Source organism: Bifidobacterium cuniculi (assembly GCF_000741575.1).
Classification (GTDB): Bacteria; Actinomycetota; Actinomycetes; order Actinomycetales; family Bifidobacteriaceae; genus Bifidobacterium; species Bifidobacterium cuniculi.
In genome coordinates, this window is the sequence record NZ_JGYV01000015.1 from 1 (window position 1) to 22315 (window position 22315).

The 22315-nt window shown below is 67.7% G+C and carries 20 protein-coding genes, 1 tRNA gene and 2 pseudogenes; 10 read left to right on the forward strand and 13 right to left on the reverse strand.

Annotation, left to right across the window (positions count from 1 at the left end; translation table 11 throughout):
• Together BCUN_RS07860 and BCUN_RS07865 are read right to left on the reverse strand one after the other, a co-directional pair.
• Positions 1-422 (reverse strand): helix-turn-helix domain-containing protein (locus tag BCUN_RS07860; protein ID WP_156100146.1); only part of this gene is annotated, 422 nt, incomplete at its 3' end.
• Between the two features lie 79 nt (positions 423-501).
• Positions 502-1950 carry a zinc-dependent metalloprotease gene (locus tag BCUN_RS07865; protein ID WP_033514879.1) on the reverse strand — a complete coding sequence of 483 codons (1449 nt, stop codon included), beginning with the start codon at positions 1948-1950 and terminating at the stop codon, positions 502-504.
• A 119-nt stretch (positions 1951-2069) separates the two neighbouring features.
• Here BCUN_RS07865 and BCUN_RS07870 point away from each other — a divergent pair, with 119 nt between their 5' ends.
• The 10 genes from BCUN_RS07870 to BCUN_RS07915 all read left to right on the forward strand — a co-directional run bounded on the left by BCUN_RS07870 (position 2070) and on the right by BCUN_RS07915 (position 11617).
• On the forward strand, positions 2070-2972 hold the full coding sequence (locus BCUN_RS07870; RefSeq protein ID WP_033514726.1) for a S16 family serine protease: 903 nt from the start codon (positions 2070-2072) through the stop codon (positions 2970-2972).
• 31 nt (positions 2973-3003) lie between these two features.
• Positions 3004-3426, forward strand: a complete 423-nt coding sequence (locus tag BCUN_RS07875; RefSeq protein ID WP_033514881.1) for a DUF3052 domain-containing protein — start codon at positions 3004-3006, stop codon at positions 3424-3426.
• An 80-nt stretch (positions 3427-3506) separates the two neighbouring features.
• Positions 3507-3580: transfer RNA gene (locus BCUN_RS07880), tRNA-Val, on the forward strand.
• A gap of 69 nt (positions 3581-3649) precedes the next feature.
• Positions 3650-4144, forward strand: a complete 495-nt coding sequence (locus BCUN_RS07885) for a hypothetical protein (RefSeq protein ID WP_033514728.1) — start codon at positions 3650-3652, stop codon at positions 4142-4144.
• A gap of 100 nt (positions 4145-4244) precedes the next feature.
• Complete coding sequence (locus BCUN_RS07890) at positions 4245-5786, forward strand: DivIVA domain-containing protein (RefSeq protein WP_051920944.1); 1542 nt, start codon at positions 4245-4247, stop codon at positions 5784-5786.
• Entirely contained in the window at positions 5779-6972 is a 1194-nt protein-coding gene (dxr, locus tag BCUN_RS07895; RefSeq protein ID WP_033514730.1) for a 1-deoxy-D-xylulose-5-phosphate reductoisomerase, read from the forward strand. Before BCUN_RS07890 ends, dxr begins: the two co-directional genes overlap by 8 nt.
• A 117-nt stretch (positions 6973-7089) precedes the next feature.
• Positions 7090-8304 (forward strand): flavodoxin-dependent (E)-4-hydroxy-3-methylbut-2-enyl-diphosphate synthase, encoded by a 1215-nt coding sequence (gene ispG, locus BCUN_RS07900; RefSeq protein WP_033514731.1) that lies wholly within the window; start codon positions 7090-7092, stop codon positions 8302-8304.
• A 151-nt stretch (positions 8305-8455) separates the two neighbouring features.
• Complete coding sequence (locus tag BCUN_RS07905) at positions 8456-10075, forward strand: alpha/beta hydrolase family protein (protein WP_033514885.1); 1620 nt, start codon at positions 8456-8458, stop codon at positions 10073-10075.
• A 22-nt stretch (positions 10076-10097) separates the two neighbouring features.
• Positions 10098-10820 (forward strand): DNA repair protein RecO, encoded by a 723-nt coding sequence (gene recO, locus BCUN_RS07910; protein ID WP_033514732.1) that lies wholly within the window; start codon positions 10098-10100, stop codon positions 10818-10820.
• A gap of 5 nt (positions 10821-10825) precedes the next feature.
• Entirely contained in the window at positions 10826-11617 is a 792-nt protein-coding gene (locus BCUN_RS07915) for an isoprenyl transferase (protein WP_033514733.1), read from the forward strand.
• Here the strand turns inward: BCUN_RS07915 and BCUN_RS07920 are convergent, their stop codons facing one another.
• The 11 genes and pseudogenes from BCUN_RS07920 to thiM form a co-directional block, all read right to left on the reverse strand.
• Positions 11618-12676: an ABC transporter substrate-binding protein gene (locus BCUN_RS07920; protein ID WP_033514734.1), complete on the reverse strand. Its 1059-nt coding sequence runs from the start codon at positions 12674-12676 to the stop codon at positions 11618-11620.
• Positions 12677-12700: 24 nt separating this feature from the next.
• Positions 12701-13498 (reverse strand): ABC transporter permease, encoded by a 798-nt coding sequence (locus BCUN_RS07925; RefSeq protein WP_051920946.1) that lies wholly within the window; start codon positions 13496-13498, stop codon positions 12701-12703.
• A gap of 128 nt (positions 13499-13626) precedes the next feature.
• On the reverse strand, positions 13627-14535 hold the full coding sequence (locus BCUN_RS07930) for a LacI family DNA-binding transcriptional regulator (protein ID WP_152598005.1): 909 nt from the start codon (positions 14533-14535) through the stop codon (positions 13627-13629).
• 12 nt (positions 14536-14547) lie between these two features.
• Positions 14548-14685 (reverse strand): annotated as a pseudogene (locus tag BCUN_RS12990) (LacI family DNA-binding transcriptional regulator); the annotation flags it as partial.
• A 272-nt stretch (positions 14686-14957) separates the two neighbouring features.
• Positions 14958-16511, reverse strand: coding sequence for a glycoside hydrolase family 32 protein (locus BCUN_RS07935; RefSeq protein WP_033514736.1), 1554 nt, complete (start codon positions 16509-16511; stop codon positions 14958-14960).
• A gap of 52 nt (positions 16512-16563) precedes the next feature.
• Complete coding sequence (locus BCUN_RS07940; RefSeq protein WP_033514737.1) at positions 16564-17892, reverse strand: MFS transporter; 1329 nt, start codon at positions 17890-17892, stop codon at positions 16564-16566.
• Between the two features lie 263 nt (positions 17893-18155).
• The gene (locus tag BCUN_RS07945; protein WP_033514739.1) at positions 18156-19199 is read right to left on the reverse strand and encodes a LacI family DNA-binding transcriptional regulator; all 1044 of its coding nucleotides are present in this window, start codon (positions 19197-19199) and stop codon (positions 18156-18158) included.
• 64 nt (positions 19200-19263) lie between these two features.
• Positions 19264-19623, reverse strand: coding sequence for a thiamine-binding protein (locus BCUN_RS07950; RefSeq protein WP_033514741.1), 360 nt, complete (start codon positions 19621-19623; stop codon positions 19264-19266).
• Between the two features lie 21 nt (positions 19624-19644).
• A complete protein-coding gene (thiD, locus tag BCUN_RS12800) occupies positions 19645-20430 on the reverse strand; it encodes a bifunctional hydroxymethylpyrimidine kinase/phosphomethylpyrimidine kinase (protein WP_238552358.1) in 786 nt (261 codons plus the stop codon).
• A 123-nt stretch (positions 20431-20553) separates the two neighbouring features.
• A pseudogene (locus BCUN_RS12805) lies at positions 20554-21192 on the reverse strand (thiamine phosphate synthase); the annotation flags it as partial.
• A gap of 2 nt (positions 21193-21194) precedes the next feature.
• Positions 21195-22094 (reverse strand): hydroxyethylthiazole kinase, encoded by a 900-nt coding sequence (thiM, locus tag BCUN_RS07960; protein WP_033514889.1) that lies wholly within the window; start codon positions 22092-22094, stop codon positions 21195-21197.
• Positions 22095-22315: the final 221 nt, after the last annotated feature.

Here is a 22315-nt window from a genome sequence, read left to right on the forward strand (position 1 = left end):
TTGCACTCCAACTCCAGGACACGCCGTTCGAGCTGCTGCTCGCGCGTGGGCTCGACCGGCTTGTTCACCGACCCCCTAGGCCGTCCCCGGGGCTTGGCGCGCAACGCATCGTCCCCGCCTTGCTTCCACGCGGCCCGCCACCGGGCCAGCACGCTCCTGGACGCGATATGCAACCCGGCCATCACCTGGCGCGGCGACTCACCCGCCTCCAGACGGCGTACCGCCTCGAGCTTGGTCTCGTACGCGTACGAACGATGCGTGCTTCCCATATCCAGCAAAGCCTCCTTGCCACAAGCCTCGTACAGGTCCTGCCAAGCACGTGCCACGCCCTGGCCTATGCCCAGTTTCGAGGAAACCGCACCATACTTGAACCCGTACTCGAACAGGACCAACGCCTGCTCACGTACCTCACGACGATACACAACCAAAAGAACCGTCCTCCTATTTCCTGTGTCCAGAAAACGGGGGACGGATCATTTTCCGTAAGAAATCTCATGACGCTCAGTCCGCGGGCTGCTCCTCCTGCGGGCCCTCGCCCGAGCCATCGTCGTCGAGCAGCTTGCTCAGCTCGGCGTCCCAGTCAATCCTGTCGCCCTTCGGCTTGGGCTGCTCCGCTTCGTCTTCGCCGGCCTCCTGGGGCAGTACGGGCAGCAGGTCGGGGTGGGACCACATGGCATCGCGCGCCTCCAAGCCCTGCTCGCGGGTGATACGCTCCCACAGGTCGGCGGCCTCGCGGATGCGCTTGGGGCGCAGCTGCAGGCCCAGCAGGCTCTCGAAGGTCAATTCCGCGGGTCCGCCGACCGCACGTTCGCGGCGCGTCATCTCGCGCAGCTGATCGAGATGCGGCAGGTGCGCCATGCCGGCACGCCACAGCACCGTGTCGACCCACCCTTCCACCAGGGCCAGCAGCGTCTCGATGGAACGCAGCGCCTCGCGCTGCTCCTCCGTGTCCGTGATGCCCACGTTCGTGAGGTTGACGGCGCCGGCCAGCGATTCGGGGTCGAGGGCGGAGGCGTCACGCAGCTGCTCCTCCATGGCGTCCAGGTCGATGGAGATGCCGCGCGCGTACTTGCCGATCAGCGCAGAGAAGCGAGGCATCAGCCACGGCACCGACGCGAACAGCCTGGCATGCGCCTGCTCGCGCAGCGCCAGGAACTCGGTGACCTCGGTCACGTCCAGGTCCAGCGACTTCGCGTAGTCCTCCACGTTCTCCATGATCAGGCCGCCCGCGGCATTGCCCAGCAGCGCAATCCCCTGGTCGAAGCTGCCCAGCACCTCCTTGGACATCGCACCCGCGGCCTGGCCCAGCTGCATGGCGTAGGACGTCTTCGCGAACAGTTTCATGAGCTGGCGCGGATCCTTCATGTCGTCGGGGATCGGAATCGGTACGGGGCCGGCGAACATGCCCGTGATCTCGCCGTCGATGGCATCCCCCAGCCGCTCGGAGATCACCGCGGCCAGCGCGTCGTTCATGGAGGCGGCCACGGGTGCGGCGAACTTCGCCCACTCGTCGATGGTGTCCTCCACCCAGGCGGCGCGCGTCAGGGCGCTCGACTCGCCGGGGGCCGGGTCGAAATCGGTGGTCGTGTCCAGCCACAGGTTCGCGCCGCTCACCGCGCGGTGCATCCGTTCGGAATCCTGCGCGGTGACCGTGTGGGCACCCTGGCCCGCATTCGCCTGCTGCAGGGCGATGCTCCGGGCGAGCTTCACGTTGATGGGGCCGTCGTCCTCCATGGACGCCTGCATGCCGCCGAAGGAGCCCATGCCGCCGCCCGCGAAGGCCTGCATGAGCGCCTGCATCTGGGACGGGTCGGGCAGCTGGTCGGCGTCCTGGCTGAGCATCTGCCCGCGGATCGAATCAGGCAGCTCGGCGAACTGGCGCCATGCCATCTCGCCCTGGACAGGGCCGAAGCAGGACAGGAACCATTGGTGCAATACGTTTTCATCCATCATCAGGTCTACAACCCCTTGTCGTTCGATGGAAGGCCTCTCCGGGCCCTCCATGGCTTTGCCGGTTCTACTATGTTTCAATCCGCGGCGGGGCGAAATAATTCCGTTCCTGCCATAGTATGGTCAACATGTCACAACACGATGCTTCCTCCCCGCAGTCCACCGCACACGGCGCGGCACCTCGCGGCGGCATTCTGCGCCGCCTGGCCGACCGGTGGCGCCGGCGACCGCTGCCGTACTTCGCCGGCGCGGCCGCGGTCGCGCTCGCAGTGGTGGTGCTCCTGCTGCCCGCCGCCTATGTCGTGGAGATGCCCGGCCCCACCCAGGACGTGCTCGGCGAGAGCGACGGCATGCCGGTGATCGACATCAGCGGCGTGCCGGTCCATCGCGACGGCAAGGGCGAGCTGCTGCTGGTCACCGTGAACGCATCCGGCGTCCCCGGCTACCCCGTGCTGAACGCGGAGGTGCTGTGGGCCTGGGCCGATCCGCAGATGGAGGTCATGCCGCAGGAGGTCGTGTTCCCCGTCGGGCAGAGCGCCGAGGAATATGCGCAGGAATCGGACGGGCAGATGCAGTCCTCGCAGGAGGCCGCCATCACCGCGGGCCTGGACTATGCCGGGACCCTGGGCGTGGACGTGGCGGGGGCGAAGGTCACCATGCACGTGGACGACATCGGAGGGCCATCGGCGGGCATGATGTATGCGCTGGGCCTCGTGGACCTGCTCACTCCGCAGGCGGAGGCCAACGGGCAAGTGGTAGCCGGCACCGGCACCATCGACGATCAGGGGAAGGTGGGGGCCATTGGGGGCATCGACCTGAAGATGCTGGGCGCAAGGCGCGACGGTGCCTCCTGGTTCCTGGCGCCGCAGGCCAACTGCGCGCAGGTGGTGGGCAAGGTGCCCGAGGGGCTGCGCGACGTCAAGGTCGCCACGCTGCAGGAGGCCTACGAGGCGCTGGTCGCGATCGGCCGGGGCACTGCGGGCGACCTGCCGCACTGCACGGTGGAGGACGGCTCGCAGTGAGCTGTTCCATGGGTTTGCTATATTGGCGAACGTGAATCAAACAGCATCTGACAAAGCCGAGGAGTTCGGCTTCGGCGCGGGGGACCTGGTCCAGGAATGGCTCTGGGACGATGACGTGGACGAGGCGATCCGGGAGAACATCGAGACGTTGACCGGCGAGGAGCTGGTGGACGAGGAGTACGACGGCGCCGTCGATGGTTCGATCATCTGGTGGCGTGACGGGGATGACGAGGACGCCCTGTCGGACACGATCGTGGATGCATACTCGGTGCTGGGGCAGGATGGCCCGATGTGGCTGCTCACCCCCAAGCCGGGACGCACCGGTGCCGCCAGCGCGCAGATCGTGCAGAACGCGGCGAAGACCGCGGGCATGAACGCCTCCACGCCCCTGACGGTCAGCGGGGACTGGAACGGCGTGCGCCTGCGCGCCTACGGAAAGAGCGCCAACCGCTGACCCGGTCCGGGTGCCGCGATGTCGGTGCCGGACCGGCCTCCGCTTCCTTGTTTGCCCCCGTCGGTAGACTGTGAAGCCCCGGGCGATTAGCTCAGTTGGTTAGAGCGCCACCTTTACACGGTGGATGTCAGGAGTTCGAGTCTCTTATCGCCCACTTGCGCCTCCTTGTGCTGTCAGCGCATGGAAGCCGTCCTTCCGCGGTGCGCGACCGTATAATCGCAGCATGAACAGTCCCCTGGAGAACCTGCCGAATCCCTGGCGGGCGTTGCAGGCCATGGTGCCGAACCCTGCCAAGCGGGACGCCGAGCTCACGGAACGCATCAGCGCACTCGAACTGGAACTGGACCGTTCCATCGCGCAATCGCAGTGGCAGGGCATCGAACATGACCGCCGCATCGGCGAACTGAGCGCCGCAGTGTCCTCCCTGCGAGCGGACCAGGGCATCCGCACGCGTCGGTGGGCCGGCGCCGACACCGCGTGCTCGCTGGTCCTCCTGGTGCTGGCATGCGCCGTGACGGTTGTGGCGGTGCTGTCCGCCTGCGGCGTGATGGGCACGGCGCGGCCGGCCCTGCGGTGGGTCGCCTGGACGCTGGCGGCCGTGGGCGTGGCCCTCGCCGCATTGCTGGCCTGGGCCCGTGGGCGCATGCCGCGCACCTCGCGCATGGGAGCGCTCTTCGAGGCCGCCGTGGTCATGCTGGCCTGCTCGTGGATGCTCTAGGCGCGCATACCGGCTCGGGTGTATCTTGGGGATTCGGGACGATGCGTCTCGAAGCCCACGTAATCTGGAACATGAACGTTGTCTGGAGGAGGAAAAGTCGATGGCTCAGCAAACGGACGCCGACAGCGGCAAGCCGACCATTGCGCGGGTGAGCAAGCGCAAAAAGGGATATGACGTCCGCCAGGTGGATGCCTTCCTTGAACAGGCCCACGCCTTGTACGACAGCGACGACATGCAGCTCAAGCGCCAGGACATCCAGGACGCGTCCTTCGACATCGTCAAGGGCGGATACGCCATCCCGCAGGTGGATGCCGCGCTGGAACGCCTCGAACGCGCGGTGGGCGACAAGCAGACCTCCTATGACATCGCAGAACTGGGGCGCGTGGCGTGGAAGGCGCAGGCCGAGGCGCAGTTCCGCGCCCTCGAGGAGCACGCCGCCCGCGCCTCCGGCGAACGTTTCGCCCCCGGCAAGCCGAAGGTCCCCTCCTATGACCGCAAGCAGGTGGACCGCCTCATCGACCGCATCATGGCCAAGGCGGAATTCGAACTCGAATGCGTCAACGCGGACAGGACCTACGTGGACAATCCGGATGACCCGGACCCGCAGGTCACCGCGAAGTCCGTCTCCGACGTGACCTTCACCCAGCGCGTGGGCAAGCATGGGTACGACGAGCGCCAGGTGGACTATTACCTCAATGCCTGCGTCGACCTGTTGGGCCGTCTTGAATCCTATGCCCGCATCGCCGACTACGTGAAGCCCTCTGCATCGCATGCCGCATCCGCGGATGGCGCCGTCCCGCAGGCGACTGCGGCCGCCGCGCAGACGCAGGTCATCGCGCCCCTGATCCTCGGCGACGGCCACAAGGTCGAACCAGCCCCGGTCGACTTCGCGGCGGCATCGGCCGTGGAGGAGTTTACGGCCGTCCCGGCCGGCGACGTTCCCGGCACGGACGATGCCAATGCAAGCTTCGACGAGGTCGCCCAGGCCGAGCAGGCCATCTTCACCGGACCGATCGCCATCCCAGTGGCAGACGCCGATGCCGACGACGCGCAGGGGCCGCAAGCGGCCGCCGAGACCCCGGCACCCGCCTACCGGCCCATCGTGGAACCCACGTCCGCGGTCGCCCAGACGCATACCCTTTCCGACATCAAGCCGATCACCCCGGCCCCCCGCACCATCCCCGCGCACGAGCAGGCCGCCCAGACAGCCGGTTCGATGGCAGAGACCGGCCGGATCAGTGCGGTCCCGGCCGTCACCGCCATCAGCGACGAGACGACGGTCACCGTCCCCGAGCATGCCATGGGCGACGATTTCCAGTCGCCGTCCCTGGCGGCCCTGGCCTCCATGGCCCAGGTCTCCTCGGAGCCGACCGTGGAACCCGCCCCCACCGGACCCATCCCGCTGCACGGCCTCGCCGTGCCGAAGCTCAGCGCCCTGTCCATCCCGGACCTGCCCATGCCCGTACGCCATGACCAGCCGGCGGACGGTACCGGCGCGGGGACGGACGACGCGGCCGCGGCGGACGAGACGGCGGCCACCCCGAGCCTCGAATCGGAGATCCCCGACCTGTCCTTCCCGACCATCTCGACCGACGAACCCCTCATCATCGACGACAAGCCGAACCAACGCTACCATGGCTGAACCAGGATTCCCCCGCACCCTCGTCATCCTCGGCTCCACCGGCTCCATCGGCACCCAGGGGCTCGATGTGGTCGGCAGACACCGCGACCTCTTCCAGGTGACCGGCCTCGCCGCCGGCGGCGCCCATGTCGACCTGCTCGCACGACAGGCCGTCTCGTTCGGCGTGGCACGCGTCGTGGTGGCCGACCCCGGCGCCAGGCAGCGCCTGCGTGAGGCCCTTGACGCCCTCGGCGCCGTGGACACCCGCATCGATGCCGGCGAACGGGCCGTGGCCGAACTTGCCGGAAGCGGCGCCGACGTGGTGCTCAACGGCATTACCGGCTCCATCGGCCTGGCGCCGTCCATCGCCGCCCTGCAGGCAGGGTCGCGGCTGGCGCTCGCCAACAAGGAGTCCGTGGTCGCCGGAGGCCATCTCCTCTTCGATGCACGCACCCGGCCAGACCAGATCAACCCCGTCGATTCGGAGCATTCCGCCATCTGGCAATCCCTGCGCTCCGGCGCGCACGCGGAAGTCAGCAAGCTCATCGTGACCGCCTCGGGCGGTCCCTTCCGGGGCCGCAAGCGCGCCGACCTGGTCCACGTGACCCCCGAACAGGCCCTGAACCACCCCACGTGGCGGATGGGACCCGTGGTGACCATCAACTCCTCGACCCTCATGAACAAGGGCCTGGAGGTGATTGAGGCGAGCCGCCTGTTCGACGTGCCGCCTTCGCGCATCGAGGTGACGGTCCATCCGCAGTCCATCGTGCACTCCATGGTCGAGTTCCGCGACGGCGCGACCATCTGCCAGGCCTCCCCGCCGGACATGCGCCTGCCGATTGCGCTCGGCCTGTCGGCGCCGGTGCGCCTGGGCGACGTGGCCGCCGCCTGCGATTGGCACTCGGCCGCCCAATGGACCTTCGAGCCGCTGGACGACGAGACCTTCCCGGCGGTGCGCCTGGCGCGCCAGTGCCTGGAAGCCTCCCAGATGCACACCACCGTACTCAACGCCGCCAACGAGCAGGCCGTGCATGCCTTCCTCGACCACCGCCTGCCCTACCTCGGGATCGTGGACACCGTGGCCGAGGTCATCGACCGGATGGATGGCCGCCTGCGCGCCCAGGCGCGCTTCACGGACGTCGACGACATGCTGGCGCTCGAGCACGAGGCACGCGCACGTGCCGACGAGCTGATCGCCCGGAGCTGACCACCCCTGCATCCCGGTGCGCACGGGCAGCCGGGGCCGTCCTCGCGCCATCGCTTGAGGTTTTCCGTGACCCGTCCTAAGTTGGATGAAGTTTTTGCATCGATTCGAGGAAGTGACATGACATCCCTGGAAAAGCCGTTCCGCAAGACCGGGGCCGCCGCCATCAGCGAAAGCCCCCTGCACGCGCGCCGCGTATCGCGCAGGATCATGGTCGGCCCCGTTCCCGTGGGCGGAGGGGCCCCCGTATCCGTGCAGTCGATGACGAACACGCGCACCGCGGACGTCGGCGCCACCCTGCAGCAGATCGCCGAGCTCACGGCCGCCGGCTGCGACATCGTCCGCGTGGCGGTCCCCAAGCAGGAGGACGCGGACGCCCTCGCGCAGATCGTGCGCAAGTCGCCGATCCCCGTGATCGCCGACATCCATTTCCAGAGCAAGTACGTCTTCGAGGCCATCGACGCCGGCTGTGCGGCCGTGCGCGTCAACCCCGGCAACATCCGCAAGTTCGAGGAGGTGGGCCCCTCCATCTGCCAGGCGGCCACGGACGCGGGCATCTCGCTGCGCATCGGCGTCAACGCCGGTTCGCTCGACAAGGAGCTCTACGAACGTTTCGGCGGCCCCACGCCGCAGGCGCTGGTCGCCTCGGCGCTCAAGGAAGCCCGCATGTTCGAGGACGTCGGATTCCACGACTTCAAGATCTCCGTCAAGCACCACGACCCGGTCACCATGGTGCAGACCTACCGCCTGCTTGCCGCACAGGGTGACTGGCCCCTGCACCTGGGCGTCACCGAAGCAGGGCCGGCATGGCAGGGCACCATCAAGTCATGCATCGCCTTCGGCGCCCTGCTCGCGGAAGGCATCGGCGACACCATCCGCGTCTCCCTCTCCGCGCCGCCCGTGGAGGAAGTCAAGGTCGGCTGCAAGATCCTCGAATACCTGGGCCTGCGCGAACGCAAGTTCGACATCATCTCCTGCCCGAGCTGCGGGCGCGCCCAGGTGGACGTCATCGAGCTGGCGAACGCCGTCACCGAGGGCCTCCAGGAAATCACGGCCCCCATCCGTGTGGCCGTCATGGGATGCATCGTCAACGGCCCCGGCGAGGCCCGCGAGGCGGACCTCGGCGTGGCCTCCGGCAACGGCAAGGGGCAGATCTTCATCAAGGGCAAGGTCGTGCAGACCGTTCCCGAGGACCGGATCGTGCCCACCCTGCTCGAGCACGCCCACCGCATCGCCGAGACGATGGAACGCGACGGCAAGGTCGACCCGAACGCCACCGGGCCGGTCGTCGTGCCGATCACCGGCCACGACCATGGGCAGGAGCACGCCGCCTAGCGTGGCCCACGCAAGGACGACAACGTACCCGGACAACCAGTAGGATGGTCACGTGCAAGAACAGCTGAACGAACAGGACACCCCGACCGCGGACCCGGCGGACCGTCAGGCAGGGCAAGGCAAGGCCGAGTTCAGCCGCCTCAAGCGGTTCATGATCAGCCTGCCGATCTTCATCATCCTGCTGGGCATCCTGGTCATCGCATCCACCAACACCCGCATCCAGGTCGACAACGACCCCCGTGGCCAGATCTTCGGGACCCTGACGTCGGACACGGCGGTCACCTTCGACACCGACGACCCGCTGCCGCAGGAAGGCACCTACAAGGTGCGCGAATCACGCTACGTCATGGATGCGGTACAGCCGTCCACCGGCGAGGTCCAGCACATCAACGTGCTGGTGCGCGAGCCGGTCGGCGCCGGCACGGGGCTGCCGGGCATGGTGTTCATGCACGGTGCGGGCTACGGCACCTGCGACAACTCCTTCGGCGACGTGGCGGCCAGCATGTCCTCGGCGGGATTCGTCACCGCCGTCCTGGACAAGCCCGTCTGGTCCACCACGGACCTCACCCGCGACTACCCGGGCTCCGCGGCCATCTACGACCAGGTCATCGACCATATACGCTCCATGGAGCAGGTCGACGCCACGAAGGTCGGTGTCTACGCCACCTCCGAAAGCACTTGGATCACGCCGTTCCTGCTCGAGACGGACCACGACGTCGCCTTCCAGGTGCTCCTGTCGCCCATGGTCTTCAACCCCCGGCACGCCCTGGCCTACCTGGCCGGGCAGAACTTCGCGCTCGCCGGCGCCAACGAGGGCTACCAGGCCATCGTGCGCCGAGCCCTGTCCCTCGACCTCGACATGTTCGGGCTGCACAACGTCGACATCCGCACGAGGGTGCCGGTGGCCTACTCGATCCCCACCTATGTGGCGTACGGCTCGAAGGACGTCATGACCGCACAGGTGCAGGGATTCAAGGAGATCCTCGCCCTGGCGCACGAAGCGGGCAACTGGAACGTGACCCTGCGCAGCTACCCCGTGGCCAACCACGTGCTCCGTCTCGGCGACGAGGCGGAAGCCGGCACCCCCTTCGCCGACGACTACGTGCGCGACACCCTCGCCTGGGCGGTCGGCACGTCCCGCGGCCTGACCCAGACCAGCGAACCGCTGGCGGGGACGCCGCTCTACCAGTCGATCGCCGTGCCGCTCGACCTGCATGCACGGCCGGCCCTGACCATCTACGGCACCATTGTCATCGTCCTGCTCGTCGTCACCCTGCTGGTCGCCCTGGTCATCGCCATCATCGCCCTGGTACGCCATGTCCGCTACCGCATCATGCACCAGGGTCATGCCCTGGGGTTCCAGTACCGCTTCGGCAGGTCGCTGATGATGCTTTCCGTCATCACCCTCGCCTGCCTCGCCCTGTTCCTGGGTGGCCTGGGCGAGGTCGTCATGGCCGTCGTCTACCTCGCCTGGGGCAGCGCGCCCCCCGAGGATGCCGGCATGATGTACTGGAGCTGGCCGGTCATCCAGGTCGTCTGCGTCTTCGTCGTCTGGGAATGGGCACGCGTGTTCACCGGCATGATCGAGGTGGCCTCCATGCGCGGCCTGCTTGGCTGGCCCCTGAAACGGGACGCCATCCGCGCCATCGTCAGCGGCAAGGAACCCGTGGTCGCCTCCACGAGGCTGGGACGCGTCCTGTTCTGGTCCACCACCGTCGCCATGCTGCTCGTCCTGCTCAGCTTCTCCTTCTGGGGCCTGTTCCTGTTCTAGGACCCGGGAAGGAAGGTGGTCCATGGCACTCTACCATGACGAGGGCGTGGTCCTGCGCACCGCCAAGCTCGGCGAGGCAGACCGAATCGTCACCCTCTTCACCGAACGGCACGGCAAGGTGCGCGCGGTGGCGAAGGGCGTACGCCGCACGAAGTCGCGCTTCGGCGGACGGCTCGAGCCCTTCATGCGCGTCGACCTGCTCCTGGGGGAGGGCAGGACCTTCGACACCATCTCCCAGGCGGAATCCCTGGCCGCCTACGCGGGCGCCATCGTCGGTGACGTCGACGCCTACGCGGCCGCCAACGCCATCGCGGAGACCCTCGACGACCTCGCCGGCACCGAACATGAGCCCGCACCGGCGCAATACCGGCTCCTCGTCGGCGCCCTGCACGCGCTCGCCACATGTCGGCACGCACCGCGCGACATCGCCTGGTCCTACATCCTGCGGGCCCTGTCCATGGCCGGCTGGACACCCAGGCTGGATTCCTGCGTGGTCTGCGGCACGACCCGCGACCTGTGCTTCTTCTCCCCGGCTGCCGGCGGCATGATGTGCCGGCGCGACTACACACCCGAGGCGGCGCCCTGCGAGGAGCCGTGCCGCAGGCGTCTTCGTGCGCTCCTGGAGGGTGACTGGACGGCCCTGGACGGAACCGGCCATGACGACGTCCCGGTGGGGCAGGCCGTGCAGTCCTGGGCGCAGTACTACCTGGAGCGCCCCCTTCGTTCGCTGCGCTTGCTAGATTAGGTCGCATGGCTTTTGATTCCGTTGATTACCGGTCGCTCTCCGTGCCCGCCGCCCCCTTCTCCGATCCCAGCATCATACCGGACTTCCCGAAGAACAAGGTGCCGCGGCACGTCGGCGTGATCATGGACGGCAACGGCCGGTGGGCCCAGCAGCGCGGACTGGTGCGCACCGACGGTCACCAGGCCGCGGAGCCGGTGGTCTTCGACACCATCGCCGGCGCGATCGAGGCCGGGGTGCGCTACCTGAGCCTCTACACCTTCTCCACGGAGAACTGGAAGCGCTCGCCGCAGGAAGTGCGGTTCCTCATGGGCTTCTCACGCGACATCATCCACCGCCGCGTGGCGCAGATGGACGAATGGGGCGTGCGCGTGCGCTGGTCCGGCCGCCGCCCGAAGCTGTGGAAGTCCGTCATCGACGAGCTCGAGGTGGCCATGGAGCACACCAGGCACAACAAGACCATCGACGTGGTGTTCTGCATCAACTACGGCGGTCGCGCGGAGATTGCGGACGCCTGCGCGGCCATCGCGCGCGAGGTGCGCGACGGCCGCATCAAGGGCGACCGCGTGACCGAGAGGATGGTGGCGGAACACCTGTACAACCCGGACATCCCCGACTGCGACCTGGTGATCCGCACGTCCGGCGAGCAGCGCACCAGCAACTTCCTGCCCTGGGAGGCCGCCTATGCCGAGCTCGACTTCGTGCCCCAGCTGTTCCCCGACTGCGGCCGCAACGTGCTGTGGGATTCCATCGACCGTTACATCCACCGCGACCGTCGCTTCGGCGGCGTCAAGGCGTGATCAGGATTCCCCGAGGAACTCGTCGGTCGCCAGGTCGCGGGACCGCGGTGCGGTGTGCACCACGGTCCCGTTCGCGTCCTCGTAGGCGTCCGACTGTGCCAGGAAGTCGAAGTACTCCTGGGTGCCGTCATAGTCGATGGCGCCCAAGGTGGCGGTGCCGTCGATGATCTGCTGGCGGTCGCCCCAGTACTGGCCTTCGATGATGGTCTTCATCGATTCCCTGACCAGCGTCGGGTCGAGGTTCGCCTCCGGTGCCTCGGCCACCAGGATGTCCGCGGCCTCGTCGCTGTGCTCGTAGGCGTATTCGTAGCCTCGCTGCGTGGCCTGCACGAAGGACTTCACGAGGTCGGGATCCTCCTTGATGAGCCGGTCGCTCGTGATGATGCCGATGGAATCCGCGTTGCCGGGCACGCCGTAGTCGGGTTCGGTGAAGCAGTTGAGCTCCGGGCCGTTCAGCTGCGCCTGCACCCCTTCCCAGGTGGAGTAGAAGCCGCCGAAATCGGCGCGTCCCGAGCTCAGCGCCTGGAAGGTGGAGGTGCCTGCCGTCACCTTGTCGAAGTCGCCGGTGCCGCCGTCCTCCTGGATCATGCGGCGCACCACGGCGTCGGATTCGCTCGAGCCGAAGGTCGCGAAGGTCTTGCCGTCGAAGTCGCGCGGGCTCGAGATCGCGGTGTTGGAAGCCAGCGAACACCAGATGGCGCTCGTCTTCTGCTGGACCTGCATGACCTCCTTGATCTGCGCGCCCTTCGTGGCATAGGTGCTCACGTTGGTCAGCGTCGAGAGCGCGAAGTCGGCGACGCCGCTGTTGACGGCCTGCTCGGCGCCGGCCTGGGAGACGGCGACGATGTCGACGTCGAGCCCGGCATCCTTGTAGTAGCCGTTGTGCCTGGCCGTGTAGACGCCGATGTGGTTGGTGTCGGGCGCCCACCAGAGCATGAAGGTGACCTTGCGCAGGTCGCCGTCGGCTGCCTGCGACGTGCCGCAGGCAGCCGACAGCAGCAGGAGGACGGCGGCGCACAGGGCGGCGAGGATGCGGTGGACGGAACGAAGTGATGTCATGGGTGCTCCCGGTGGTTTCGTCGGTCAGTTCTGGTCGAGTTCGAGGGTGTCGTCCTGGGCGCCGATGGCCAGCCGTTCGGCCAGCCGTACCGCAAGGAGCAGGATGGCGGTCATGAGGACGATCACGACGGTTGCCGCGAAGATCAGCGGCGTCTGGAAGGAGTTGTAGGCGGCCTGCAGCCAGATGCCCAGGCCCTTGCGGGCACCGAGGTATTCCGCGGTGGCGGCCGTCGCGAACACGTAGGCCGCGGAGACGCGCATGCCGCCGAAGACCTGGCGTGCTGCCACGCGCAGCTTGACATGGAAGAGCGTCCATGCCCGGCCGGCGCCGCAGGTCATGGCGACGTCGGCGTAGAACCGCGGCACGGCGGCCAGACCGCGCATGGTCTGCACGGTGATGGGGAAGAGCGCGAAGACGGCGACGATGACGACCTTGCCGACCGGTTCGAAGCCGAACCAGATGAGGAAGAGCGGCGCGATGGAGATGAGCGGCAGGGTCTGGGCGGCGGCGAGTAGGGGCATGAAGGCGGCATCCGCGGTCTTCGAACAGTACAGTCCGATGCCCAGCAGGATGCCGAGCGCACAGGCGACCAGGAAGCCGATGGTACCCTCCAGGAAGGTCACGCAGGCCGCGGGCCACAGGGTGGGCCACGACCGTGTCACCGCGGAGACGACCTGGGTGGGGGAGGCGACCAGGGTGGACGGCGGCTTGGCGAGGTCCACCCAAAGCTGCCAGACGGCCAGCAGGAGGAGGACGGTGACGCTGGTCGGCAGATGGCGCCGAAGTGCCGAGGGTGCGTGGGGGTGCGATGCGTTCGCCATGACCACCTTGCTTTCTGCGTACCGTACGCTGGTGACCGGGGTGCTGCGCAGCAAGGTGAGGAGTCTGCACACCGCTCGGTCAGAAAGGTTCGTTCGTTGTTGCGGCGGAAAACCGCCACCAGGACATCCTAGTACGACGTGTGGGCCGACAGTGCCCTGTTCGCCGCCGGGGCGTCCGGCGGCGTTCCCGCGACGGAAGCGCGTTCGATCAGCGGGCAGTGGAAGAGCGTCGTCTCGGCTGGCGGTATGGTGGCGTTTGCCGTGATGAGTGCCATGAGCATGGTGGCTGCGCAATACCCCATGGCGGCCGGTGCGGGGTCGACGACGGTCAGCCGTGGCGTGAACAGATCCCCGAGGAAGGGAGGGCATTCGACGGCGACCACCGAAAGGTCCGTGCCGATGCGCAGCGTCCGGCGCGTGGCATGCCGGTAGACCTGCCATGCAGCCTGGCCGTCCAGACATACGAACGCATCCGGATGGGTCAGTCGGCACAGTCGTTCGACGGCGGCATCCGAGATGGCACGGGACCGTGCCCGCACCAGTGTCGGGTCGAAGGCGATGCCCGCAAGCTCCAACGCCATGCGGTACCCCTCGAGCTGGAGGCGCCGACCGTCCCGCGTGCCGCACTGGCCGACGCAGGCGATCCTGGTGGCGCCGGATTCAAGCAGACGCCGGGTTGCGTCGTAGGCCGCCAGGCAATGGTCGGGTTGCACCGATGCATGCCGGTGCCCGCGGTCCGAGGCGTCCACCAGCACCAGTGGCGTGCCTCGCCAGGAGGCGGGGATGGCGATGTTCCGGTCGATGCCGGACGAGACGAGCATGCCGTCCGGCATGAAGGCGCCGAGGGTATGCAGGGCCCCGTCAAGCTGGGAGGCATCGGTGACGGTCCGCGTGACGAGGGCACTTCCGTGTTCATCCATGATGTGCTGGGCGCCACGCTGGATGCCCTCCTGGAAGCCGGGGCGGGGAAGCGGCGATTCCAACTGGACCAATCCGACCAGGTGGGTCCTGTGGGTGCGAAGGGAACGCGCCGCCACGTTGGGACGATAGTCCAGACGTGCGGCCGCCCTGCGGATCCGCTTGGCCGTATCTGCATTGACACATGTCGAATCGTGCCCATTGAGGACCCTGGATGCAATCGATACGGATACCCCGGCTTGGGCTGCGACTTCCCTCAAAGTCGTCACAAGGCCGACAATAGGACCGAAAGGCTACAAGGCACCCGCCATTCCCCGTCATGAAGACGGTGCTGCACCATGTATGTGGCATGATGCAGCACCGCGGGACGGGGCCGTTGCAGGGTGCGGAATCCCATGGAATCATTGGGGGTTGCTTCCTTCGTCCATGGGATCGCAGGAGGCGTGTCCCCCGTGACACGCCAAGCGCATATGGCATGTGGCGGGAGGGGACGGCCGCGAGGGGTGCCGTTGACTCTCATCCGCCCCATGGCCCTCGACGCCTACTCCAGTCCGTTACCGGCGAGTCGGTGCACCGTCAACGACGGGACCGCCATGGAGCCCGACTCCGCCACCAGCCTGACGGCACGCGGTCCCTCGCCGGGGAAGGAGTAGGAGCTGAGCACCTCCCGGCCGTCGTTGACGACCACCTCGACGCACCCGCGGTCGATGAAGACGCGCAGCCTGAGCTCGGCTGCCTCGAGCTCGTCCTTGCCCAGCGGCGCGACGCGGTAGCCCTTGTCGCCGTGCACGGCAGCCTGCCGGTCGATGACCACGGCCTGGAGCTGGTCATCGTACACGATTGCCGTGCATGAGCCGTCCGGCGTGGCGTGGACGTGCAGGCCGGCACGTTCCGCGGTCGTGTGCCGCAGGTCGATGGTCATCTCCAGTTCGATGGCTTCGGCGTCCTCGCAGACCGTCACCTCCTGGTTCGTGGGTACCTCGACGGCGCCGAGGTCCTCGCGGGAAGTGCGCAGCCCGAGCTGCTCGGCAGCCGGCACGGTGCGCAGGACGTTGTCGGCGCCGAGGACGATCTCGCGCACCAGCGTCAGGTTGCCGCACCAGCCGTCCTCCTGCATGTCGATCGGCTCCACGAAGGGGCTCATCCACCCCACCATGAGCTGCCTGCCGTCCACGGTGAAGGACTGCGGCGCGTAGAAGTTGTGGCCGTAGTCCCAGGGGCGGAAGTCCGTCTCCGGGACGAAGGCGTTGCCCGGCTGCCACGAGCCGACCAGATAGCCCGCGTTGTCGCGGTTGCGGTTCGCGAAGCCATGGGGACGGGCACCCTGTGCCGAGAAGCCGATGACCCACTTGCGCTCGCCGTCGGGGTTCACGATCGGGAAGAAGTCGGGGCATTCGAGCATGTACACGTCCGGGTCGGGGTGTTCGAAGAGTACGCGTTCGAAGGTCCAGTGCACCATGTCGTCGGAGGTGTACAGCCACATCTGGCCGCGGTGTTCCCTGGAGGAGACGCCGAAGGTCATGTACCAGGTGCCTTCGTGCTTGAACACCTTGGGGTCGCGGAAGTGATGGTCGACCTCGTCGGTGGGGCAGTCGATGACCATGCCGCGCTTGGTGAAGCGGGTGAGGGTGCCGTCGGTCGGTTCGGCGAGCATCTGCACCTGCCAGTCGCCGCCGGTGTTGTCACGGCCGTTGGCCCAGCGGTGGCCCGTGTAGTAGAAGTACGGCTTGCCGTCGTCTCCGATGACAGCCGATCCGGAGAAGACGCCGTCCTTCTCCTGCTCAAGGCTGGGAGCCATCGCGATGGGCTCCCGCCTCCAGGTGACCATGTCCTCGCTGGAGACATGGCCCCAGTGCATGGGGCCCCACTGCGTGCCGAAGGGGTGCAGCTGGTAGAAGACATGCCAGCGTCCGTCGTAGCGGCACAGGCCGTTGGGGTCGTTGATCCAGCCGCCGTCGGAGGCGATGTGGTAGTGCGGGTACCAGCGGTCGTTGCGCGTCGCGCGCAGTGCCCGCACGCCGGCTTCGGCACGGGCCAGTCGTTCGTCGTGGTCGGCAATGGGGGTCGGGACGGGATCGGTGAGGGTGGTTGCCATGGTGTCGTTCCTTCTTGGTCGGTGCTCGGAATGGTATTGGTGCGGCTCGCGGTCACATGTCCGCGTCGTCGGCGGCCAGGACCGCCTCCTCGTCGTCGGCGGACGGCAGGGGTCGCCTGGAGTCGCGGATGAAGGGGTCGCCGTCCACGTGCTCGTCGTCGCGCTTGATGACGAAGAAGCCGTAGATGACCGCGCACAGGACGATGCCGGAGATCGTCAGGAACGTGACGCGGTTGCCGAGCCGGTCGTGCAGCATGCCCAGCGGCGTGGAGAAGACGACCTGGCCGACCTGCGAGGCGATCTGGAAGCCGACCATGTACAGGGTGGCGGACAGCTTGGGGTTGAAGTGCAGGGTGAAGTAGCGGAACGCGGGCAGGCAGAACAGCGGCACCTCGATGGCGTGGAACATCTTGATGATGGACACCATGACCGGGTCGTGGAAGATGCCGCACAGGCCGATGCGCAGGAACATCACCGTCGCGCCGAGCAGCAGCGCGTTGCGCACGCCGACCTTGCGCATGATGATCGGCACGACGCCCATCATGGCGGACTCGCAGAACACCTGGATCGAGTTGAGGGTGCCGTACATGGTGTTGCCCAGGCTCTCGTCGGCGAAGAGCGAGACGTAGTAGGTGGGGAACATCTGCTGGTCGAAGACGGTGTAGAAGGTGTTGGTCAGCAGCATGAACACGATGAGGACCCAGAGCGTCGGCATGCGCAGGACGCGCACCATCTCCTTGAGCGTGGGGGTCGAGCGCGGCGCATCCGGGTCCGCCTCCTGCCGCAGGGCCTCGCGCTGCTCCGCCGGATACCACAGGAGGTATACCAGGAGCATGCCCACGCCGAAGGCGGAGCCCAGCCAGAAGTTGATCATGGGGTTGACGTTGAACACGATGCCGGCGACGAGCGCGACGATGGCGTAGCCGAAGGATCCCCATGCGCGCGACTGGCCGTATTCGAAGCCGAACCTGCGGCTGTAGCGTTCGGTGACCGCCTCGATGAGCGAGCAGCCGGCCATGAAGCCGGCCGATAGCACGACGGAGCCGATGAATGCGGCCGCCATCATGTTCGTGTGCATGAGCGGTTCGTAGACGAACTGGACGAAGGGGCCGACGAGCGCGGCGATGGCGGAGATGACGAGTACGAGGCGGCGCTTGAGTCCCAGGTTGTCCTGGACCAGGCCGTAGCAGAACATGAGGATGAGCGTCGCCAGCGAGTTGATGGAGTAGATGGTGCCGACCTGTGCGCCGTCGAGACCCATGGTGTTGAGCCAGCGCTGGAAGAAGGACCACCAGATGCCCCAGGAACAGAAGAACAGGAAGATGCCGAACGAACTTTGCAGATAGGAGGGATTCCTCCAGCTTGATGCGGTACGTGCCATGATGACCTCGTTGTTGCGTGCATGGGAACGGATGGGAGGGGGCGGCCGGCAGGACCGGCCCGGAGCGTCTGCCATCTGCGGTGAGGGCTTCGTGTTCCGTTGCTGTCATGATAGCACGTCAAACGATTGACGTAAATCGATTGACAAATACGGGCATGTCGTTGTCGTAGAAGATGTCAAGCGATTGACGGAATGACGCCGTTTTGTGGCGCGGGGGATTGCGGTATGTCCATCCCGCTTCGGCGTGTCGCGTCCGTGGCCGGCTAGGCGCGCACGGAATTGCGTTCGAGCAGGGTGCAGTGGATCCGCACCGGCTCCGGTGCGTCCAACGGGGGGATGGGGGCGGTGGTGTGCGGCCACTGCGTCCCGGCACCGGCATCCGGGTCGATCATCGAGATGAGCTTGCTGGCCGCCCAGTAGCCCATCTCGTAATGGGGCAGTGCGATGGTGGTCAACTGCGGCGAGAAGGTCTCGCTGACCACCGGATGGTTGTCGACGCCCACCACGGACACGTCCTTGCCGATGGTCAGGCCGCGGCGTGCCGCACACTCGTAGACGTACCAGGCGCGCGAATCGTTGAAGCAGAAGACCCCGTCCGGCCTGGCCTCGTCGAAAAGCCGCTCCACCCTGGCCAGGGCGCCGTCGTTGTAGAGCACGTCGCATACCAGTGCCGCGTCGTAGGGAAGTCCGGCATCCTCCAGGGCCTGTCGGTAGCCGCGCAGGCGCCCCTCCTGCGCCACCATCGGCGCGGTGCAGCCGACGTAGGCGATGCGCGTCAGGCCGGCACGTGCCAGTCTCGTCGTCGCGTCATGGCCGATGCGGAACTCGTCGGGGACGATGGCGGGGAACCGGCCCTGTGCATCGACGGTGTCGGCAAGGACCAGCGGATGCTCCGCCAGGGAGTCGGGGATGTCCGACACCCGATTGGACATCGTGGAGAACAGGAAGCCGTCGACGCCGTGGCGCATCAGGGAGCCGATTTCCTGGTCGAGGTCGACGGCGCCGTCGGCACTGACCGTGGCAAGTACATACCCGGCTTCGCTGGCGGCTTCCTGGGCGCCGAGGATGATGCCGCCCGCATAGGGCGTGGTGGCCACTTCCATGCTGACGAAGCCGAGCATCTGGCTGCGGTTCGTACGCAAGGAGCGGGCCGCCGCGTTAGGCAGGTAGTCCAGTTCCCGCGCGACTGCGTGCACCCTGTCCGCGATCTGCGGCTTGACGCGTCCCCGGTCGCGCCCGTTGAGTACAAGGGAGACGGTGGAAACCGAGACGCCGGTCCGCAGGGCGATGTCCTTCATGGTGGTCATCCATCCACCTTACGGCGCTCGGTGTACCGGGGGGGGGATGCCGGTACACCGAGCGCCGTAAGGTTCAGCGACCGTCCAGCAGGTCGTCCACCAGCCGGGGCTTCTCCGCCATCTGTCCGCTGAACCCGGGGCGGATATCCAGCTTGAGGCAGACCTCGGTACGGTACCCCTGCCCGGCGAGGACCATGGCGGCGTCGCGCACCACGCCGAGCACCTCGTCGAGATTGCCTTCGATGTTGGTGAACATGGCGTTCGTCTCGTTCGGCAGCCCGCTGTCACGGATGACGCCGATGACCTGCGCGACGTGTTCGCTCAGTTCCGAGCCGACCCCGCTGGGGGCGATGGACACCGCAGCCACGGTGTTGACGATGGGACGGCCCTGAGGGTCCAGCGGCACGTCCTGCCTGACGGCATTGCGATCCATGGATGTCTCCTTCGAAGATGGTCAGTGCAGTGCGTGGCCGTGGTCCATGGGACCGGCCCCGGCACCCAGGTCCAGCATCGCGCGCAAGGCGCCGGTCAGGTAGCGCTTCGCGGAGGCGATGGCCTGGTCCAGCGGCTCGCCCAGTGCGAGATGCGCGGCGATGGCGGACGACAGGGTACAGCCGGTGCCGTGGGTGTCGGGGTTGTCGATGCGCTCGCCCTCGAACCACTGCACCGAGCCGTCCGGCATGGCCAGCACGTCCGAGGCGTCGTCCACGCCATGGCCGCCCTTGACCAGGGCGGCACAGCCGTAGGCCGTCACCAGCCGGCGCGCGGCGGTCTCCATGTCCCCGCGTCCCGCGATGGCCATGCCTGTCAGTGCGCAGGCCTCGGGGATGTTCGGCGTGATGAGCGTGGCCAGGGGAAGCAGGCGGCCCGTCATGGCGCGCACGCCCTCGTCCTCGGTGAGCTCGGCACCGGACGTCGCGACCATCACCGGATCGACCACGATGTTGGCCGCGCCATGCGCCTGCAGCCGATCGGCGACCGCTTCGATCGACGCGGCCCCCACGATGACGCCGATCTTGGTGGCGTCGGGGCGGATGTCGTCGAACACGGAGTCGATCTGCTGCGCCACCAGTGTCGGGTCCACCGGGGCGATCGCCTGCACGCCGGTGGTGTTCTGCGCGGTGATGCCTGCCACCACGCACATCCCGAACACATCATTGGCCAGCATGGCCTTGAGGTCGGCGGCGATGCCCGCACCGCCCGAGGAATCAGTCGTCGCGATCGTCAGCGCGGCCGGCATCGCGTGCGGATCGGACACCGACTGCGCATATCCATGGCGCCCATCGCCACGGACCTCCCGCCAGGCGTCCACCAGCGCCGCCGTGGCACGCTCCGGGTCGTCGGCCGCGGCGATGGCGGACACCACGAACCAGCCGGCCGCCCGGGACCGCGCCAGCATGGGCACGTCCTCCACATGCACGCCGCCGCCCACGACCACCGGGAAGCGGGAAGCGTCGCACAGGGCGTCGATGGCGGCTCCGTCCAGGGTGCCGTCGCCGTCATCGGCCACGCGGCAATCCGGCTTGGTGGCCGTCGGGTGCACCGGGCCGGCACCAAGGTAGTCCACGGTGCCCGCAGGCAGCGCATCGGCCGCCTCGACCTCCTCCAACGTCTTCGCAGACAGGCCCACGATCGCGTCGTTGCCCAGCAGCAGGCGCGCCTCGCGGGGGTCCATGTCGTCCTGCCCGATGTGCACGCCGTCCACCTTGATGCCGCGATGGCGCGCCTCGACCGCCGCGTCCACGCGGTCGTCGATCACGAAGGCCACGCGGTCGGCGGCATGATGCCCCCGGATTTCCCCGGCGATGTCCGCCGCCATGGACACGATGTCGCGCACGTCGGCATCCTTCGCACGCAGCTGGACGAAGCTCGCGCCGCCGTCCAGCGCCTTGGCCACCACATCAAGCAGCGTGCGGCGCCCGCAATCCTGCGGACCCACCACGAAGTAGGAACGCAGGTCGAAACGCCCGCGCATCGACTCATAGGGGAACGGTGCGACCATGATCACTCAACCTCCAGGATCGAGCCCTGTGCCAGGGCCTCGGGCCCGATGGACCACAGCGCGTCCAGGAAGCGCGCATGGAACGTGCCCGGACCGGGGCAGTCCTCGCTGGCCACCGTGCCGGCCATGTCGAACAGGACGGACGCGGCGGTGGCCGCCACCAGCGGCTCCGCCTCGCACAGGTACGTCGCCGTGACGCCGCCGAGCGCACACCCCATGCCGGTCACCTTCGTCATCATGGGGCTGCCGCCCGCCAGTCGCAGTACGCGCTCGCCGTCGGTGACCAGGTCGAGCTCGCCGGAGACGGCGACCGCCCCCAGGCCGTCCGGCCGCGTGGCGCGCAGGTGGCGTGCCACGCGGCGGGCGGCCTCGATGGCGCTGTCGACCTCGTCGGCGCTCTCCACGCCGGCAGGTCCTTGCGTGGCGTCCGAACCGTCCGCGGGCGCCAGTCCCCAGATGGCTTCGAGCGCCAGCACCTCGGAGGCGTTGGCGCGCACCACGCTGGGCGGCACCTCGCGCATGGCGGCCAGGATGCGGGTGCGTGCCTCGCCGATGCCGGCGCCCACCGGGTCGAGGCACCACGGGATGCCTTCGTCGGCGAAGCGGTGCGTGATCTGCGCCAGCGCCCCCTCGTAGGAGGGCATGAGCGTGCCGACGTTGATGTAGGCGGCCTGCGCGGCGCGGGACATGTCGGCGACCTCGCCAGGCAGGAAGCTCATCGCGGCGGCCCCGCCGGCCGCAAGCTGCGCATTGGCCACGAAATTGATGGTGACGAAGTTGGTGAACGCCTGGGCGAGCGGCGTGTGCTCGCGTACGGCGGTCGCGGCGCGTGCGATGTCCGTGCGCAGCGGCGCGTCCTCTCCGAGTTCCACGGCGCTGGATGGTGCATATGGCTGGTTCATGATGTCATGACTCCCTACGATGGTATTGGCCAACAGGTTCAAAGGGTCAGGCCGGTTGCCTTTCTCAACCTGGCGGGTGCTGCGCACCTCCAGGTCCCCCTGCACTTGACGAACCTAATGAAAACGCGGGACACGGCGTCCCGACGCGTGTTGCCGCCCCGTGCCGGGCCCCGGGCCCTGTCAGCGATATCGGCTAACCTGTCCCTGATAACCCGACCTGA

Coding starts and splice junctions, on each gene's coding strand:
- recO (WP_033514732.1), top strand. CDS start 10,098: ATGGCACTCTACCATGACGAGGGCGTGGTCCTGCGCACCGCCAAGCTC.
- BCUN_RS07885 (WP_033514728.1), top strand. CDS start 3,650: ATGAACAGTCCCCTGGAGAACCTGCCGAATCCCTGGCGGGCGTTGCAG.
- BCUN_RS07870 (WP_033514726.1), top strand. CDS start 2,070: ATGGTCAACATGTCACAACACGATGCTTCCTCCCCGCAGTCCACCGCA.
- BCUN_RS07920 (WP_033514734.1), bottom strand. CDS start 12,676: ATGACATCACTTCGTTCCGTCCACCGCATCCTCGCCGCCCTGTGCGCC.
- BCUN_RS07940 (WP_033514737.1), bottom strand. CDS start 17,892: ATGGCACGTACCGCATCAAGCTGGAGGAATCCCTCCTATCTGCAAAGT.
- BCUN_RS07890 (WP_051920944.1), top strand. CDS start 4,245: ATGGCTCAGCAAACGGACGCCGACAGCGGCAAGCCGACCATTGCGCGG.
- BCUN_RS07935 (WP_033514736.1), bottom strand. CDS start 16,511: ATGGCAACCACCCTCACCGATCCCGTCCCGACCCCCATTGCCGACCAC.
- ispG (WP_033514731.1), top strand. CDS start 7,090: ATGACATCCCTGGAAAAGCCGTTCCGCAAGACCGGGGCCGCCGCCATC.
- dxr (WP_033514730.1), top strand. CDS start 5,779: ATGGCTGAACCAGGATTCCCCCGCACCCTCGTCATCCTCGGCTCCACC.
- thiM (WP_033514889.1), bottom strand. CDS start 22,094: ATGAACCAGCCATATGCACCATCCAGCGCCGTGGAACTCGGAGAGGAC.
- BCUN_RS07865 (WP_033514879.1), bottom strand. CDS start 1,950: ATGGATGAAAACGTATTGCACCAATGGTTCCTGTCCTGCTTCGGCCCT.
- thiD (WP_238552358.1), bottom strand. CDS start 20,430: ATGCCGGCCGCGCTGACGATCGCGACGACTGATTCCTCGGGCGGTGCG.
- BCUN_RS07950 (WP_033514741.1), bottom strand. CDS start 19,623: ATGGATCGCAATGCCGTCAGGCAGGACGTGCCGCTGGACCCTCAGGGC.
- BCUN_RS07915 (WP_033514733.1), top strand. CDS start 10,826: ATGGCTTTTGATTCCGTTGATTACCGGTCGCTCTCCGTGCCCGCCGCC.
- BCUN_RS07925 (WP_051920946.1), bottom strand. CDS start 13,498: ATGGCGAACGCATCGCACCCCCACGCACCCTCGGCACTTCGGCGCCAT.
- BCUN_RS07945 (WP_033514739.1), bottom strand. CDS start 19,199: ATGACCACCATGAAGGACATCGCCCTGCGGACCGGCGTCTCGGTTTCC.
- BCUN_RS07905 (WP_033514885.1), top strand. CDS start 8,456: ATGATCAGCCTGCCGATCTTCATCATCCTGCTGGGCATCCTGGTCATC.